Source organism: Pseudomonas sp. LBUM1664 (assembly GCF_059695895.1).
Genome location: NZ_CP166791.1, coordinates 6,151,734 through 6,168,746, shown reverse-complemented (window position 1 = coordinate 6,168,746; position 17,013 = coordinate 6,151,734). Strand labels below are relative to the sequence as shown.

Genomic DNA, 17,013 nt, shown 5'->3' with positions numbered 1-17,013 from the left:
CGTGGCGAGGGAGCTTGCTCCCGCTGAGCTGCGCAGCAGCCCCAAAAAACAGGGCCGCTGCGCGTCCAGCGGGAGCAAGCTCCCTCGCCACAGAGAACTGGTTGCCACTGAAAACGGGTTAGAACTGATAACTCACCGTAGCCGCCACGTTGCGCTCTTCGCCCATGTAGCAGTAGCTCAGGCTGGCGCACGAGGCGACATAGTTTTCGTTTGTCAGGTTGTTCGCGTTCAGGCGAACGTCCACACCTTTCAAGCCGACTTTGCCCAAGTCATACCCCACAGATGCGTCGAACAGGGTGTAGGCCGGCACCTTCATGGTGTTCTCCGCGTCGGCCCAGCTGTAGCCGACATAACGCACGCCGCCGCCCAGTCGCAGGCCATCGAGCGCGCCGCTGTCGAATTTGTAGTCCGCCCAGACCGACGCCATGTGGCGTGGGGCCTGGGTCGGTGAGTTGCCCTTGTTTTCGATGATGTCGGTGGCGGTGCTCAAGGTGCTGATCATCGATTTCGAGTATTCGATATCGGTGAAGGTGTAGCTGCCCAGCACTTTGAACTGCTCGGTCAGTTGCAGGTGCGCTTCCAGTTCCACGCCTTGGGAGCGAACGGCACCGACGGCGCGGTAGAAATTCTCCTGGGGCAGTTTGGTCGCCAGGTTTTCCTGGTCGATGCGAAACAGCGAGGCGGTGTATAGATCATCCGTGCCCGGTGGCTGGTACTTCAGGCCCAGTTCCCATTGCTTGCCATCGGTCGGCGGCAACGGGTTCCCGGCGCTGTCGGCGTAGGAATTCGGGTTGAACGACTCGGAGTAGCTGATGTACGGCGCCAGGCCGTTATCGAACAAGTACAACGCCCCGGCGCGGCCGGTGAGTTTGCTGCGTTTATCGCTGATCTCGGTGCCTTCTGGACGACCGGATTCGGCGATGCGGTTTTCTTCCGAGGTTTCGACCCAATCCTGGCGCAGGCCCAGGGAGAAGCGCCATTTGTCCATTTCGATCAGGTCTTGCAGGTAGACGCCGGTTTGCTCCAGGCGCCGCAGGTAGCTGGTGGGGCTGAAATAGGTGATGGCCGAGTTGCCATAGCTCGGGTCAAAGGCATTGATCGATGCCAGGCTGCCGCTGGTCCAGTCGACCACGGTTTTGCGCCGCTGATAGTCGGCGCCCATCAGCACGGTGTGTTTGGTGGCACCGGTGAAGAATTCAGCCTGCAGCATGTTGTCGACGATGAAGGAATGGAGCTTTTCGTCGGCACCGGTGTAATAGCGGTTCAGTTCGTTGCTGGTGGGGGTGGTCCAGCCGTAGGCGTAAACCTGGTCGTTGCTGACCTTGGAGTCCAGGTAACGGAAGTTCTGCCGGGCCGTGAAGACATCGTTGAAACGGTGTTCGAACTGGTAACCGAACGACTGCTGGTCACGTTCAAAGCCTTCGACCCCAGGCTCGCCCTCGAAGAAGTTTTCGGAGATCCGCTGGCCGTTGCGCTGATGCAACGTGCCATCGGCCGGCATGCCGCCGTGGTAGCCACCGTCAGGGTCGTGCTGCAGGTAGGCCTGGAGCGTCAGCGAAGTGTCCTCGGTGAAATCGATGCTCACTGTGGGCGCGAGGGCGAAGCGCTTTTCCTGGGTGTGGTCAAACTGCGTGTCAGACGTATCGGCCAGGCCGATCAGGCGATAGGCGATGCGCTTGTCATCATCCACCGGCCCGCTGAAGTCAAAGCCCATGCCGCGCTGGCCCTGGGTGCCGACCGTGGCCTGGATCTGGTGGTAGGCCTCGTACAGCGGCTTCTTGCTGGTAAGCGCCACCAGGCCGCCCGGGGAACTGCGACCGTAAAGCACCGAGGACGGGCCTTTGAGAATGTCGACCCGCTCCAGGACGTACGGATCGACCTGCAAGGTGCTGTAGGTGCCGCTGTCGCCCATGGACTTGAGGCCGTCGAGGTAGATGTTGTCCACCGAGCCGTCGTTGAAGCCGCGCATCGCCACGTAGTCGTAGCGGTGGGTCGCGCCATAGGGGTTGGTCAGCACGCCGGGGGTGTAGCGCATGGCCTGGGACACGGTTTGCGCGCCCTGATCGTCCATTTGCTCTCGAGTCACCACGGAGACGCTTTGCGAGGTTTCCCGCAGCGCGGTACTGGTTTTGGTGGCGACCTGGCTGTGGGTGGCGTTGTAGCCTTGCATGCTGCCCAAGGCGTTACCGAGGGCAAAGCCCTTGATGTCGGTGCTCGGCAAGGCCAGGGTGCTGCCCTCAACCTCGGTTTGCAGCACATAGCTGCTGCCATCCTGGCTGACGGCAGCCATCCTCGACCCGCTGAGCAGTTGGCTCAGGGCCTGATCCGCCGAATAGTCGCCTTTGAGCCCCGGAGATTGGGCGCCTTGGGTTTGCTCCGGAGTGCTTGCCAGGGTAATGCCTGCCTGACGGGCGAACTGGTTCAGTACATCGCTCAGCGGGCCGGCAGGAATGTTGTAGTTCTGGCGGCTGGCTGTGACGCCGTCTTGCGCGGCGACAGCGAGTATAGGTACGGCGCTGATGCTCAGCACAGTAGAAAACAGCGCGGCCCGGATGGCCTGGCGCAACAGGCCTCTTTGCGAGGAACAGCCGAAGGGGGTCTTGAGAAGTACGCGCTCAGTCATGGTCGGTTTCCGTTGGAGTCGCTGAAGGCAGATAAGCGTTGCTTACTGTCCTAGCCGGACTCCCGCGCAAAACCCGCCAAAAAAATCAAACCGCACGCTCCACCGTGACCCACCATCGGGTCCGATAGCGTAATTGCACGGGGAGCGTGCGAGGCAGGACGGCCAGCAACTTGTCGGTGTCCTCCAGGCGAAAAACTCCCGACAAGCGCAAATCCGCAATCGACGCCGCGCATTTCAGATAACCCCGGCGGTAACGGGCAACCTCGTTGAGGAAATCTTCCAGACGCATGTTCCGGGTGACGATCAGCCCGTCCGCCCAGGCGTCGACGTCCATATCAAGCGGCTCTGCCTCGGTCGCTGTCGATGAGGTGACCCGATAGCTTTGCCCGGCGTTCACCTGGATAGGCGCGCCATCGTCGCTGTGGCGGGAACGGATCGCCACCCGGCCGCTGGTGACGCTCAGGCGCGTACAGTCGCTGTCCTGGCGTACGACGAAGCGTCCCTCCAGCCCTTCGAACAGGCCCTGTTGGCTCTGCACCAGCAGTGGTCGCCCGGGATCGCGTCCGCAGGTGATCATTATTTCACCGCGGGCCAGGGTGATCAGGCGATGCTGGGTTGTGTAGTCCAGATCGGCGGCGCTGTCGGTGTTGAGTTCAAGCCGCGTGCCGTCCGGTAGCTGGAAGCCGCGCCGTTCGCCGATGGTGGTGGCGAAGTCGGCGTTCCACGATTGCCAGCCCAGATCCTTGCTCAGCCACGCGGCGGACCCCATCAGTGCAACCCCCGACAACAGCTTCAAAGCCTGGCGCCGACCGAGGCGCTGGGCGCTGTTTTCCAGGGTTTCGAGGGCAATGTGGGCGCCGGGCACAGCCCGCAGGTTCGAGGTCAATTCGCTGTGCAGCGATTGCACCCGCTGCCAGGCCAGTTCGTGTTCGTGGTGGGCGGCGCGCCAAGCGTCGCACTGTTGGCGCAGGGTAGGGTTGGTGGCGTGGTTGCGCAGACGCAGCAACCAATTGATCGCTTGCCTGACCACCTGCTGCGACGGACCGCTGCGTCGGCTGGGTGATGAATCCGCTGGCTCAGCTTTCATAGCGCAGCACATAGCAGTGGTACAGCGCATCGGCGACATAACGTTCCACCGACCGCAGCGAAATGCCCATCTGCTCGGCAATCTGCTTGTACGTCAGGCCTTCGCACTGGGCCAGCAGAAATGCCCTGCGTACTTTCGGCTTCAGGCCTTCAAGCATTCTCGCGATGGCTTCCAGCAATTCCAGAATCAAGGCCTGGGCTTCGGCGCCTGGGGTTTGGGCTTCCGGCAGATGGGCTATGGTTTCAAGGTAGGCGCGCTCGATTTCTTCCCGACGCCAATGGTCGATGACCAAGCCTTGGGCGATGGTGCGCAGAAAGGCGCGCGGGGCCTTGAGTTCCAAGCGTTCGGTACGCTGCAGCAGGCGAACGAAGGTGTCCTGGGCCAGGTCAGCCGCATCGGCGGCATTGCCCAGCCGGGTGCGAAGCCAAGTATTGAGCCAGCCGTGATGACTGCTGTAGAGCGCCTGTACTGCAAACTCGGGAGATGACATGAATGCGACGGCCTGGGTATCACAAATGATAATAGGTCGCATTGTCATCATGGGGTGGCGAATTTGCAACCACCGTTCGACTGTCGCACCGCTCTGTATGGGAACGATTAAGCTGGCCTTTCGTCGTCTTACTTCGCAAGAGCCTAATTTTTTTCAAACGCTTGCCGAAAGAGAGATAAGCGTGCACCAAAGTGGAGCGGGGCTTAATCCCCGCCCGCGCTGTGACATGGATGTTTCAACCCGGAATGCACCCCCACTCTTTGCATAAGAAGCCCTATAAAAATGAATCTAAAGTTCAGCCACAAAATCCTTCTTGCCGCCTCTGGTGTGGTGGTTCTGGCTTTTGCCCTATTCACGTTCTACAACGATTACCTACAGCGAAAAACCATCGGCCGCAGCCTCGAGTCCTCCATCGAGCAATCCGGTGATCTGACGGCCAGCAGCGTCCAGAACTGGATGAGTGGCCGGGTGCTGGTGCTGGAAAACCTGGCGCAGAACATCGCGCATCAGGGCGCCGGTGCCGATTTGCCCGGCCTGGTTGATCAGCCAGCGCTGACGTCGAATTTCCAGTTCACCTATGTGGGCCAGGCCAACGGTGTCTTCACTCAGCGCCCTGACGCAAAAATGCCCGACGGCTATGACCCGCGTCAGCGCCCCTGGTACAAACAGGCAGTCACCGCCGATAAAACCATGTTGACCCCGCCTTACCTGGCGGCGGTCGGTGGCCTGGTGGTGACCATCGCTTTGCCGGTGAAACACAACGGCGAATTGCTCGGCGTGGTGGGTGGTGACCTGAGCCTGGAAACCCTGGTGAAGATCATCAACTCCGTGGACTTCGGTGGCATCGGCCATGCCTTCCTGGTCAGCGGCGACGGCCAGGTCATCGTCAGCCCGGACAAAGACCAGGTGATGAAGAACCTCAAGGACATCTACCCTGGTACCTCGGTGCGCATCGAGAAAGGCATCCAGGAAGTTGAGCTGAACGGGCAGGATCGTATCCTCTCATTCGCTCCGGTCACTGGCCTGCCGGGCGCCGAGTGGTACATCGGCCTCTCGATCGATAGGGACAAGGCCTACGCACCCCTGACCCAATTTCGTACTTCTGCGCTGATTGCGATGTTTGTCGCGGTGGCGGCCATTGCGTTGCTGTTGAGCCTGTTGATCCAGGTGTTGATGCGTCCGTTGACCACCATGGGTCGTGCCATGCAGGACATCGCCCAGGGCGAAGGCGATCTGACCCGGCGTCTGGAGGTGCAGGGCAAGGACGAGTTCGGCGAGTTGGGCAGTTCGTTCAACCAGTTCGTGGAGCGGATTCACGCCTCGATTTCGGAAGTGTCTTCCGCTACCCGGCAGGTGCATGACCTGTCGCAGCGGGTGATGACTTCGTCCAACGCCTCACTCGTCGGCTCGGATGAACAGAGCGCCCGTACTAACAGCGTGGCCGCCGCCATCAACCAGCTGGGCGCCGCGACCCAGGAAATCGCCCGCAATGCCGCCGATGCATCGCAACAGGCCAGCGGTGCCAGCGAACAGGCCGATGACGGTCGTCAGGTGGTGGAAAAAACCATCCAGGCCATGACCGAGTTGTCGCAGAAGATCAGCCTCTCGTGCACCCAGATCGAAACCCTGAATGCCAGTACCGACAACATCGGGCACATTCTGGACGTGATCAAAGGTATCTCCCAGCAAACCAACCTGCTGGCCCTGAACGCCGCCATCGAAGCGGCCCGTGCCGGTGAAGCCGGACGTGGTTTTGCGGTGGTGGCTGATGAAGTGCGCAACCTCGCGCATCGCACCCAGGAATCGGCAGAAGAAATCCACAAGATGATCACCTCGCTTCAGGTCGGTTCCCGTGAAGCGGTAACGACGATGAACGCCAGCCAACTCTCCAGTGAGGAAAGCGTGGAAGTGGCCAACCAGGCCGGCTTGCGGCTGGTCAGCGTGACGCAGCGCATCGGCGAAATCGACGGTATGAACCAGTCGGTGGCCGCGGCGACCGAAGAACAGACCGCCGTGGTGGAAACCCTCAACATGGACGTCAGCCACATCAACCTGCTGAACCAGCAAAGCGTGGCCAACCTCAACGAAACCCTGAAAGACTGCGATGCCTTGTCACTGCAAGCCAATCGGCTGAAGCAACTGGTGGACAGCTTCAAAATCTGACCCACTGCTATCGCGAGCAGGCTCGCTCCCACAGTTGATCGGTGTTGATCTCGATATTTGAATTCGACACGAAACTAATGTGGGAGCGGGCTTGCTCGCGAAGACGGCAGCACAGCCAACATCACCGTCAACTGACCCACCGCTATCGCGAGCACGCTCAGCTCCTACAAGGGATGAGCGTTGCTTAGGGGAACATCCCCCGCACATTCCCCATTGCCTCATCGGCAAACCCCTGGAGGAAGTCTCTGAACCCCGACGGTGTATGCGCGTCGGTGTGGTCGGCGATGATGGTCCAGGTGGCGCGGCAGTGATTGTCCGCCAGTGGCTCGACGCGCATCGCCGCCCACAGGTTGTCGATGCCCAGCGTGTTGTAGATCAGCGTCCAGGTCATGTGCATGGCCTGGTCGTCGCGGCTGTTGAGCTGTTCCACCACCAGGTTCTGCCCGTCGCGGAAGAACTTCTTGCGCAGGGACCGCACGCCGTCGCCGGTCATTTCGATGCGCGCCAGCGCCGGGATGAAATGGTCGAATCCAGCAAAATTGCCCACCACTTTCCAGACGCGCGCCGCGTCGGCTGGCACCTCTACCGAGGTTTCGACGTGGCAAGCTTGGGGATTCTTGATCAGGGTATCGGGTTGAAATGCGTTCATGGTCTTGCTCCTTCTTTTCGGTTGGGGTGCTTCAGATGAAGTCGATAGCCTTGAGGTAGTCGGCGCCACGGCGCAGCAGGGCCGGGGATTTTTCCGGGTAGCGGGCGCCCATCTGCCGCACGCCGGCGCGGGCGTTGTCGTGGCTGATCAGCGAGATGTCGCCGATGTCTTCCTCAAACCCGTTGAGGTAAAAACCCAGCACGCCAAACAACGCGTTGCCGGCATCGACCCGGCCCAATTGCTGTTGCCAGTCGGCGACGCTCACCAGCGAAAACTCCCGGCCGCTGTCGCGGAACGACGCCACATAAGCGTCCCAGCTCAGGGGCTCGGGGTTGTGCAGATTGAACACCGCTTGCGTCGGCTGGTAACGGCTGGCGTGGAAGGCGATGAAGCGGGCCAGGAAGTCCACCGGCATCAGGTCGAAATTGAGTGACAGGTCCGGCACTTGGCCGAGCTGGATCGAGCCCTTGAGCATCAACATCAACCGGTTCTTGTGGGGCTGGCAGACCCCGGTTAGGCTGTTGAAACTGATGTTGCCCGGGCGGAACAGATTGACCCACACCCCACGTTCGCGGGCCCGCTGCAGGATTCGCTCGCCGACCCATTTGGACAGGTTGTAGCCATTCTTGATGTAGATCGGCGGCGTCTTCGCTGCGGGTTGCTCCAGGACCTGGCCATCGGCATCCAGGGCACTGGACGCCGAAAGCGTGGAGACGAAGTTGAAGATTTTCTTGCTACGCCCCTCACACAGGCGCAGGCACTCGAAGATCGGCTCCACGTTGTCCCGCGCCAGGGACTCGTAGTCGAGCACATGATTGACATGGGCAGCGTTGTGCACCAGCGCGCCGAAAGTGCGGTCGATGCGGGCGTAGACGTCGTCCGGCAAACCCAATTGCGGTTGGGTGATGTCGGCGGCGTAAACGCTCACCCGACTCAGGTCCAGGTGGGTCAGGCGATTGTCCTGCAGGGCCTGGGCGAAGCGCTCGGCTGCGCTTTGCTCGCTGGACTCGCGCACCAGGCACGCGACTTCGGTGGCGCCCCAGGCCAGCAAAGCCTCGACGATGTGCACCCCGAGAAAACTGTTGGCGCCGGTCACCACCACTTTATGCACATCACCGCACTGGCTGATGGGCAACGGATCGAGGTTGAGTTCGGCTTCAGCATCGATGAAGGCTTGGGGGCTTAGGGTCGATGCACTGCTTTGTTCAGGGTCGTCGAGCAACTTCGCCAGCGTCATCAGCGTGGGTGCTTCGATGAAACGATTGATCGATAGGCTGCGACCGAAGGCCTCGCGGATGCCCAGCAGCAGCTGCGACAGCAGAATCGAATGCCCGCCGAGGTTGAAGAAGCTCTCGTCAGTGGCGATGTCTTCGACCGGCAGTTCAAGCAGCTCGGCCCACAGTTGCTGCAATTGCGTCTCCAGAGCGTTTTGCGGCTGGCGTCGCTGGCTGCCAACCTGAACCTGCACCGCCGTTGCAAGCAAGGCCCGGCGATCCACCTTGCCGTTGCTGGTGTAAGGCAAATGCGGCAACTCAACATAGGCTGCCGGATGCATGTAACTGGGCAGCGTGTTCTGCACGTGCTCGCGCAGGGCCTGGAGGGCGGTGCCGGGCTGGTCTTTCTGGGGGTGAACCAGAAACGCCAGGATCCGCCGCCGTTCATCGACCCCCACCGCCACCTGACGAAACAACTGGCTTTCCCGCAGGCAATGTTCGATTTCCTCGGGCTCGACCCGAAAGCCACGGATCTTCACCTGGTTATCGCGACGGCCACACAATTCAATCCCGTCATCGGTCCACTGGCCGATATCGCCGGTGCGATAAACCCGCAACGTTTGCCCGGCAGGCAGCGTCAGGTTCAGATAGCGGGTGGCGGTCAGCGTTGGGTCGTTCAGATAGCCCAAGCCCACGCCTGGTCCGGCGATGTACAGCTCGCCGGGTGTGCCTTGGGGAACTGGTTGCAGGTGTTCGTCCAGAATCAGCACCCGAGCATTGGCGATGGGCACACCGAGGTTGCGGTTGTTGTCGCCGATGCCGAATTGCCGCGTGGTGGCCAGCACCGTGGTTTCGGTCGGTCCATAAATGTTGTGGAACCTGCACTGTGGCGCGAGTTGTTCGATCACGAACGGCTCACAGACATCGCCGCCGGTAATCAGGTGCGCCAGGCCCAGTGGAGCGTCCAGCGGCATCACGCTCAGAAGCGCCGGCGGCAGGAACGCATGAGTCACGTGCTGCCCACCCATCAGCTCCACCAATTGCTGTGGATCGCGGCGCTGGTTTTCGTCCGGCACCACCAGTCGCGCGCCGTGGATGAAGGTCGGCAGGATATCCAGCAGCGATGCGTCAAAGTTGATGGTGGAAAACTGCAACGCCCGACTGTCGCGCTGCAACCCGACATAGTCGCCATACCAGGCACAGAAATGGCTGAGGTTGCGATGACTGAGCAACACACCCTTGGGCTGGCCGGTTGTGCCGGAGGTGTAGATCGCCACGGCCGGTTCGTCGATGTCCACTACGCGGCGGATCAGCGAGGCCGGAATGCCGGGTTTGGGCGACGGTAGCCGATGCACATTCAGCGTCGGCAGCGACAGATCGCCGAGGTCGCTGTCGCCGTCGTGCAGCAGCAGGTCGGCCTGGGCATTTTCCAGGATAAAGCGCCGACGTTGCGCTGGGTGTTGCGGGTCCAGCGGCAGGTACACCGCACCGCAACCCAGCACCGCCAGAATCGCCGCGTACAGCTGCGTGGACTTGGGCAGGCACACGCCTATCACCCTGTGGGAGGAAGGCTTGCCCCCGATGAACGATGACGCGGTTTGGTCGAGAACATCGGTGCTACCGTCGCGGGCAAGCCTTGCTCCCACAGGCCTTGCACCTTCAAATCCTGCATCTACAGAATGTGCTTCCTGTAGTTTTTCCTGCATTGCCTGTTGCAACCTCAGCGCCAGGCTGCGCAAGGACCGGTAGTCGATGAGCTGGCCATTGACCCACAGGGCCGGTTGTGTCGCGTCATCGAGCATTCGCTGCTCAATGTTGTGCATCACCGGTACTTCGGCGGCGGCCAACAGCCAGGGCACCGGCGGCCGATTGAGACGGTGTTCGAAGGCCAGCGGCTCCAGCGCATCGAGCCCCTGCAAGGGGTGATCGGCAGCGTTGCTCTGCTCCGTCGACCAGTGATCGAAGCTGGCTTGATCCCGGGAGAGTTGGCTGACCAGCCGCGCACCGCTCTCGACCACCGCCGCCAGCGTGCGCAGCCGCAAGGACTGACCGTTGCCAGAGCTTTCGGGGGCGATAACCTGCCGCGATAACAGCCGCTGCGCACCGTCGCGAAAAACCACCACTGGTTGCGGCAATGCCTGATCGGGCAAAACCTGCAGCGCCACGCGTACCTGAAAGCGTGACCGGGTTTCGATGGCGCACGGCGCCGTACCGTCGTCGATCAACAGATCCACCACACCGTGGCTGGCTGACGATTCAAGATCCACGACACCATGGCCGTGCAGTTCAAGTTCCTGGGCCAGTTCGGCCATGGCCTGGCTGCGGCCAGACACTGCAATTTCGAGGCGTCTCATTAAAGGGTCCTCATGGGGTCAGGTAGTCGGCGAGGGCGTCGCGCACGCAGGGGGAGGCAAGCATTGAGCTGCTGCGAAAAAAGCGCGTGATATTGCCCACCAACGGGTGAAAACGATTGATGGGGTAGGCCAGCGCACTGGCGTCTTCACGCAGCGACTGGCGCACCGACTCTTCAACGGGCAGCTGCGCGATCAGCTCGAAATCGAATGCTTGTTGCAGATCGCTCGCCAGGTACTGGGCGATGAAACCGGGCATCAATTGCGCAATCGCATCTCGGTCCTCTTCGGGGGCGGTGTGCCAGTAAATCTGCACCAGTCGGCTCCAGAAACTGGAGTGCCGCCCCTCGTCCAGCAAGTGGTCGGCCATCAGCCCCTTGACCGAGGCCTTGACTGAGTCGTCCCGGGCGAAAGCCGCCACTTCGTTGGTCACGGTGTTCTCGGCAATGGCGATGCAGATCAACTCCACGGCGCTGAGCAAGTGCTCCGGCGCCTGGGCGAGGGTCGCCGGTATCGCGCGGCTGAGTTCGATCTGCGCGGGCAACGGGATCGGCGCGATACCGGTCATGTCGATGGTCTGCTGCATGAAGTCCATCGCCACCAACGCGTGGTAATCCTCGTCCACCACCACCGTCATCGCGTCGTAGCGGCAGGCGAACGGGAACTCGATGCCAAAGCTGTTTTTGGCGATGCGGCGGGCGGTGTGGTCTACCAGCTCAGTCTCGAAAATCACCACGTCGTTGATGAACTTGTACAGGCTCTGCACCAGTACAAAGTCGCGCAGCTGCGGGCAGTGGCTGAGAAAGGTCTGGCTGTGCACCAGCGGCTGACGGCTCATGGGGAAGATCAGCTTGTCGTCGTCTTCGACCCGGCGCCGTGGCCGGGTGCGGATCGTGGCGCGGCTTTCCCAGATGTCGGCGAAGGATTGGTATTGGACGGCGTTCATGGGGTCACCTGTGCAACCGGTTGGGCCATGCTCTGGCGCAGGCCGTCCCACAGGGCTGCGCGGCTGTGGACGGCAGCGAGTGCGGCGGCCAGAACCTCGGTTTCGCGCTGCGGGTCGCCATTGATCAGCCGTGCCAGCAGCTTTTCCGCTGCCGGGCCGTGGTCTTCGGAATCCACTTCGATGTGCCGCTGCAGGTAATAACGAAACGTCGGCGCCTGATCCAGGCCAATGCCCCAGGCGTCCAGCATGCGTTGGAACATCTGCGGAATGACGCTTTCGCGGCCATGCACGAACGCGGCAGCCACGCTGTGGGCCGGAGCGTGCAGGGCGGTGTGCAGGGTCTGGCGGACGAACCGGGCCGCCGCCGGTTCTACCTCGACGCTCTCCAGCGCCGTCTCGGGGCTGACGCCTTCCTGTTGCAGCGTGATGAACTGCTCGATTACCCGGGTATCGGCACCGACCTCTCGCATCGCGTCCAGATACAGCTCGAAATGGCTGCAATAGCCCGCGCCAGGGCGGTCGTCCGACTCTTCGCCCAGCACGATTTCGTTAATCAGGCGTGCAGCGTGTGGGTCCGCCGGCGGCAGCCAGGGCAGGTGGACACAGGTCAGTTCCCGTTGCAGCCGTTTGGTCAGTGACATGAAGTCCCACACGGCAAAAACGTGGCTTTCCATAAAACGGCGTAACAGATCAATTGATGTTATTTCGGAAAAGACCGGGTGTTGGCCAAGTTCGTGCTTTTTCAGAAATAGTTGTTCTTTGGTTGGCTGCATTGGAACGTCCTCATCAATGATGTTTGCTCGGACAGTCGCCCATTTTTTTATCAAGGCGAGCGGGCGCCTGAACCGAAATCCATGAATTACTCAAATGACTCAAGTGCTTGCTTTGAAGGTGTGTAGTCGGCCTGTGATGCTTGATATTGAGACGTTGACCGAAAACAAGAGCGATCGATAACAACTCGACTAATAAAAAACTAATACACAAAACAAGTAAGCGGCAAGCAATTTTTAAATTATTTAAAGTGCAGAGTTTATTAGGGGCGAAGAGGATTATTAAAACTTTTAATATAAGTTTTATTCAGGCGAAGAAGCTCCTTCCGACTGGGAGATATCAGAATCGAATAGGTCGAGTGAATGCCTCACTCGGAGCACTTCAGGGAACAGGGGATTAAGAAGTTGGTGTTTTATGGGAGGGACATCGGTCGGACATCCGATCATCCCGCCGGTTGGGCGCCGCTCCTGCTTATTAGCTTCGATTCGCCCGGCTTTGCAGCCAGGCGTTGACTTCTTCAGGTCTGTTTTTGAATCGACAAGCGCAAGAGTGGGCCCAAATCGATGGCAGTGCCATTGAACGGGTGTGGCGACGAGTCGCAGCCACGGCCAGGCCGCGCCGGGCAGGCGAGAAAGGGGTCGCAAGGATATGTAAGAAGTTTTTACGCCGGCCGGACCGCCGGTGTGAGGTCAACGACTCGACTGTTGTTCCAGATACCGGCGTATGGTGGTGGAGGCCTTTTCCAGATGGTGCTCCAACACGGCAATCGCTTTATCAATGTCTTTGGCTCTCACCGCTTCGAGCAGCGCGCGATGGTCGTCCTGGGTCAGTTTGCCCTGACCCATGGACGACAGATGAAAGCGTAAGAAGCGCTCTTCTTCACTGAGCTCACGCTCAATCAAGTCCAGCAGTTTGCTGTTGGGCGCCTTATGGTAAAGCGACATGTGAAACAGCCGATTGAGTTTGCCGATCTCGGCGAGATCGGTTTGTGTTTCCAATTGCTCAATGTATTGGGCGGCCAATGCCAGGTCGCTGGCATCGAGCAGTGGAATGGACAGGCGCAAAGCGAATGATTCCAGAACGACGCGCAAGGCGTAGGTCTCGACCGCATTGTTGTTGATCAGCGGCGCCACCACGGCGCCCTTGTGCTGAACCACATTGAGCAGCGATTGCGCCTCGAGCTGGCGCAATGCCTCGCGTACCGGCATGCGGCTCACGCCGAACAGGTCGGCCAGCTCCTGCTGACGCAGGGCGGTACCACAGGGCAGGCGCCCGTCGAGAATGGCCTCGCGCAGAGACTCTTCGATGATCGAGCGTGCCTGGGCGGCGGGGATGGGCCCGTTGACCTGGATGGTGCTTAACGGCTTTGGCTTCTGTGTCACGACGACGCACTCTGACTGGTGGTGGCGAATTGGATCCACGCCAACATTAGTTATAGATTGCCAAGCCGTCAAAGTCTCGCGGCTGGGGTTCCTAAACTAAAGTTTAGCCTGCCTGCGGTGATTGCATCCTGCCATTGTCTTTTGCAGGGCCAGGCTTCACCATCCAACGAATTTCCAACGGCCCCTTTTCGGACGTATTTCCCTTGGCTGCACCGTTCCCTGTTCTCAGGTCCTTGCGTTGGCTGTGTACGGCATTGTTGCTGGCCGGCCTCATGCTGGGCGGTCTGCGGGCCGACTGGGACTTTGCGCAGATCAGCCGGCGGGCGCAAGCGCTGTACGGGCCGCTGGGCGAAGGGCAACAGAGGATCGATGCGTGGCAGCAACTGTTGGCGACCCAGAAGCAGACTCCAGAGCTGGAACAGCTCAAGGTGGTGAACCTGTTCTTCAACAAACAGGTGCGCTACGTAGAAGACATCGACCTGTGGCATGAGGTCGATTACTGGGAAACCCCGATCCAGGCCTTGTGGAAGGGCGCCGGTGATTGCGAGGACTACGCCATTGCCAAGTACTTCAGCCTGCGTCATCTCGGGGTGTCCAGTGACAAACTGCGCATCACTTACGTCAAGGCCTTGCGGCAGAACCGTGCGCACATGGTGCTCACCTACTACGCCACCCCGGAGGCCATGCCGCTGGTACTCGACAGCCTGATCGACGGCATCCAGCCGGCCAGCCAGCGAACCGATTTGCTGCCGGTCTACTCTTTCAATGCCGAAGGGTTGTGGCTGCCGGACGCCAAGGGCAACAAGAAAGTCAGTGACACCAAGCGCCTGTCCCGGTGGCAGGACGTGTTGAAAAAAATGCAGGCCGAAGGTTTTCCGGTCGAGACGACTAACTAGGAGCGCACGCTCAGATGTCCTTGTTCAAACAGCTGTTGATCGCTATCTGTCTGTTCCTGGTGGTTGCCTTCAGCGGCAGCTTCATGGTCAGCCTGGAGAGCTCGCGGGCTCAGTACGTCAACCAGTTGCGCTCCCACGCCCAGGACGCAGCCACGGCGTTGGCGCTGTCCCTGACGCCGAACATCGACGACCCGGCGATGGTGGAATTGATGGTCAGTTCCATTTTCGACAGTGGCTACTACGCCAGCATCCGCGTGGTCGACGTGGCCACCGACAAAACCATTGTCGAGCGCACGGGCATTCCGGACGCCGGCAGCGTGCCGCAATGGTTCGTCAAACTCATTGGCCTGGAGCCGGCCGGTGGGGATGCAATCGTCAGTCGCGGCTGGGAACAGGCGGCGCGGGTCGAGGTGGTCAGCCACCCGATGTTTGCCCTCGCCAAACTGTGGCAGAGCGCGTTGGGCAGCCTGGGTTGGTTGCTGCTGTGTGGCGCCGTGAGCGCGGTGCTGGGGGCCTTGCTGCTGCGTCGTCAGCTCAAGCCTCTGGATTACATGGTGCACCAGTCCCATGCCATCGCCCGTCGTGAGTTTTTGAGCCTGCCGGAACTGCCGCGTACGCCTGAATTGCGTCGCGTGGTGCAGGCGATGAACCAGATGGTCGAAAAGCTCAAGGCATTGTTCCAGGAACAGGCCGAGCGCAGCGAGAAACTGCGGGTCGAGTCCTACCAGGACAACCTGACGGGCCTGGCCAACCGGCGTTACTTTGAGATGCAGCTCAACGCTCGTGTGAGCAACCCGGAGCAGGCCAGTTCCGGGTATCTGCTGTTGCTGCGGGTCAAGGACCTGGCCGGTTTGAATCAGCGGCTGGGCGGGCAACGCACCGACCAGTTGCTCAAGGCTGTTGGCGAGCAGTTGCTGCGTGAATGCGCCCGATATCCGGAAACCCACAACCTAGTGACGCGCATCCGCGGTGGGGAATTCGCCGTGCTGGCGCCAGGGCTGGTGCGTGAAGAAGCGCTGCAACTGGCGCAGAACCTCGAAGGCGCGTTGGCGAGCCTGCACGCCACCGGCGCGACCGACGTGGCTTCGGTGGCCTCCATCGGGCTGGCGCCGTTCGTCCATGGCGACTCGCCTCAGGCGGTGCTCCAGCTCGGCGACCAGGCCCTGGCCCAGGCCGAAAGCCAGGGCGAACGGGGCTGGGCCTGCCTGGACCACAGCGCGGTGGCCAGCGTCGGCGATGATCACCATGCCTGGCACAATTTGCTCGACCAAGCCCTGAGTCATCAGCGTTTCGAGCTGTACTTCCAGCCGGTGGTGGCCGCCCGGGACACCCAGGTGGTGCTGCATTACAAAGTGCTGTCGCGGCTGCTCGACGACCAGGGCCAGACCATTCCCGCCGGGCGCTTTTTGCCCTGGCTGGAGCGTTTCGGCTGGACCGCGCGCCTGGACCGTTTGATGCTCGAACAGGTGCTCAAGCAAATGGGCGGACACGACCAGTCCCTGGCGCTGAACCTGTCCTCCGCGACCCTGGCTGACCCTCAGGCGTTGAACAAAATCTTTGAACTGCTGCGCGCCCATTCCAACCTCGGGCCGCGCCTGACCCTGGAAATCGGTGAAGAGCAATTGCCTGAGCAAGCGGTGCTGGAGCGCTTGACCAAACAACTGCGCGAGCTTGGCTTCTCCCTGAGTCTGCAGCGTTTCGGCGGGCGTTTCAGCATGATCGGCAACCTGTCACGGCTGGGGCTGGCCTACCTGAAAATCGACGGCAGCTACATCCGCGCCATCGACCAGGAAAGCGACAAGCGCCTGTTCATCGAAGCCATCCAGCGCGCGGCCCACAGTATCGACCTGCCGCTGATTGCCGAACGGGTGGAAACCGAAGGCGAACTGGCGGTCATCCGCGAAATGGGGCTGTTTGGGGTGCAGGGGCAGCTGGTTGGGGAGCCTAAGCGTTGGGTGTAAGACGTGAGTGCTGCGTCGCCAGTTAGTCAGCCATCGCGAGCAGGCTCGCGATGGCGTCAGCCCAGACAACCCCTCGCCACAGGGGATCGGGTTGTGCCAGGGGAATTAAAAGTTAGATCAACCCCTTCTCATCATCATCGATCAACTGGCTCAACCCGCCCAAGGCTTCCCGGGCCTGGTTGCGGTCCATCAGCTTGGCCTGGGCCGCCGGTGGCAGGTCGGTGACGCGGATGACGCCTTTGCTGGTCAGCACCTGGATCAAGTCGTCGAGTACCCGGATCATTTCCAGGTCGCTCTGCTTGAGCTGCTTGAGGCTGTTTTCTACCGCCTGGTTGGCGAACCAGTCCTGGATCTCGTGGTTGTCGGCCGGCAAGGTTTCGGTGGCCTCGGCATAAGCGGCGGCTTCCACGCGTACTAGCAGGCCTTGTGCATCGCGTTGCACATAAAACATTGGGCATCCCTCATGTATTAGGCGGCGTC

Annotated in this window: 12 protein-coding genes and 1 pseudogene; 4 read left to right on the top strand and 9 right to left on the bottom strand. The window is 60.8% G+C overall.

The window, feature by feature from the left end; genetic code table 11:
* Nucleotides 1–118: 118 nt before the first annotated feature.
* The 3 genes from ACA047_RS28555 to ACA047_RS28545 all read right to left on the bottom strand — a co-directional run bounded on the left by ACA047_RS28555 (nucleotide 119) and on the right by ACA047_RS28545 (nucleotide 4,200).
* Nucleotides 119–2,623, bottom strand: coding sequence for a TonB-dependent siderophore receptor (locus ACA047_RS28555; protein WP_497355188.1), 2,505 nt, complete (start codon nucleotides 2,621–2,623; stop codon nucleotides 119–121).
* An 85-nt stretch (nucleotides 2,624–2,708) separates the two neighbouring features.
* Nucleotides 2,709–3,710, bottom strand: coding sequence for a FecR domain-containing protein (locus tag ACA047_RS28550; protein WP_497355186.1), 1,002 nt, complete (start codon nucleotides 3,708–3,710; stop codon nucleotides 2,709–2,711).
* A complete protein-coding gene (locus ACA047_RS28545; protein WP_497355184.1) occupies nucleotides 3,700–4,200 on the bottom strand; it encodes a sigma-70 family RNA polymerase sigma factor in 501 nt (166 codons plus the stop codon). The genes ACA047_RS28550 and ACA047_RS28545 overlap by 11 nt, the downstream gene beginning before the upstream one ends.
* Before the next feature lie 282 nt (nucleotides 4,201–4,482).
* On the opposite strand from ACA047_RS28545, the pseudogene ACA047_RS28540 reads away from it, so the two are divergent.
* Nucleotides 4,483–5,460, top strand: a pseudogene (locus ACA047_RS28540) (HAMP domain-containing protein); the annotation flags it as partial.
* A gap of 117 nt (nucleotides 5,461–5,577) precedes the next feature.
* On the top strand, nucleotides 5,578–6,363 hold the full coding sequence (locus ACA047_RS28535) for a methyl-accepting chemotaxis protein (RefSeq protein WP_497360578.1): 786 nt from the start codon (nucleotides 5,578–5,580) through the stop codon (nucleotides 6,361–6,363).
* Between the two features lie 184 nt (nucleotides 6,364–6,547).
* Here ACA047_RS28535 and ACA047_RS28530 read toward each other — a convergent pair whose 3' ends face one another.
* The 5 genes from ACA047_RS28530 to ACA047_RS28510 form a co-directional block, all read right to left on the bottom strand.
* Complete coding sequence (locus ACA047_RS28530; protein ID WP_497355182.1) at nucleotides 6,548–7,012, bottom strand: SRPBCC family protein; 465 nt, start codon at nucleotides 7,010–7,012, stop codon at nucleotides 6,548–6,550.
* Nucleotides 7,013–7,043: 31 nt separating this feature from the next.
* On the bottom strand, nucleotides 7,044–10,580 hold the full coding sequence (locus ACA047_RS28525; protein ID WP_497355180.1) for an amino acid adenylation domain-containing protein: 3,537 nt from the start codon (nucleotides 10,578–10,580) through the stop codon (nucleotides 7,044–7,046).
* A gap of 10 nt (nucleotides 10,581–10,590) precedes the next feature.
* Nucleotides 10,591–11,523 carry a diiron oxygenase gene (locus ACA047_RS28520; protein WP_497355178.1) on the bottom strand — a complete coding sequence of 311 codons (933 nt, stop codon included), beginning with the start codon at nucleotides 11,521–11,523 and terminating at the stop codon, nucleotides 10,591–10,593.
* Complete coding sequence (locus tag ACA047_RS28515; protein ID WP_497355176.1) at nucleotides 11,520–12,296, bottom strand: DUF3050 domain-containing protein; 777 nt, start codon at nucleotides 12,294–12,296, stop codon at nucleotides 11,520–11,522. Before ACA047_RS28515 ends, ACA047_RS28520 begins: the two co-directional genes overlap by 4 nt.
* Before the next feature lie 687 nt (nucleotides 12,297–12,983).
* Nucleotides 12,984–13,676: a GntR family transcriptional regulator gene (locus ACA047_RS28510; RefSeq protein WP_497355174.1), complete on the bottom strand. Its 693-nt coding sequence runs from the start codon at nucleotides 13,674–13,676 to the stop codon at nucleotides 12,984–12,986.
* 203 nt (nucleotides 13,677–13,879) lie between these two features.
* Between ACA047_RS28510 and lapG the strand changes: the two genes are divergently transcribed.
* Both lapG and lapD read left to right on the top strand, forming a co-directional pair.
* Nucleotides 13,880–14,572, top strand: coding sequence for a cysteine protease LapG (gene lapG / locus ACA047_RS28505; RefSeq protein ID WP_497355172.1), 693 nt, complete (start codon nucleotides 13,880–13,882; stop codon nucleotides 14,570–14,572).
* 14 nt (nucleotides 14,573–14,586) lie between these two features.
* Nucleotides 14,587–16,533: a cyclic di-GMP receptor LapD gene (lapD, locus tag ACA047_RS28500; protein ID WP_497355170.1), complete on the top strand. Its 1,947-nt coding sequence runs from the start codon at nucleotides 14,587–14,589 to the stop codon at nucleotides 16,531–16,533.
* Nucleotides 16,534–16,645: 112 nt separating this feature from the next.
* Here lapD and ACA047_RS28495 read toward each other — a convergent pair whose 3' ends face one another.
* Entirely contained in the window at nucleotides 16,646–16,984 is a 339-nt protein-coding gene (locus tag ACA047_RS28495; RefSeq protein ID WP_497355168.1) for a tryptophan synthase subunit beta, read from the bottom strand.
* Nucleotides 16,985–17,013: the final 29 nt, after the last annotated feature.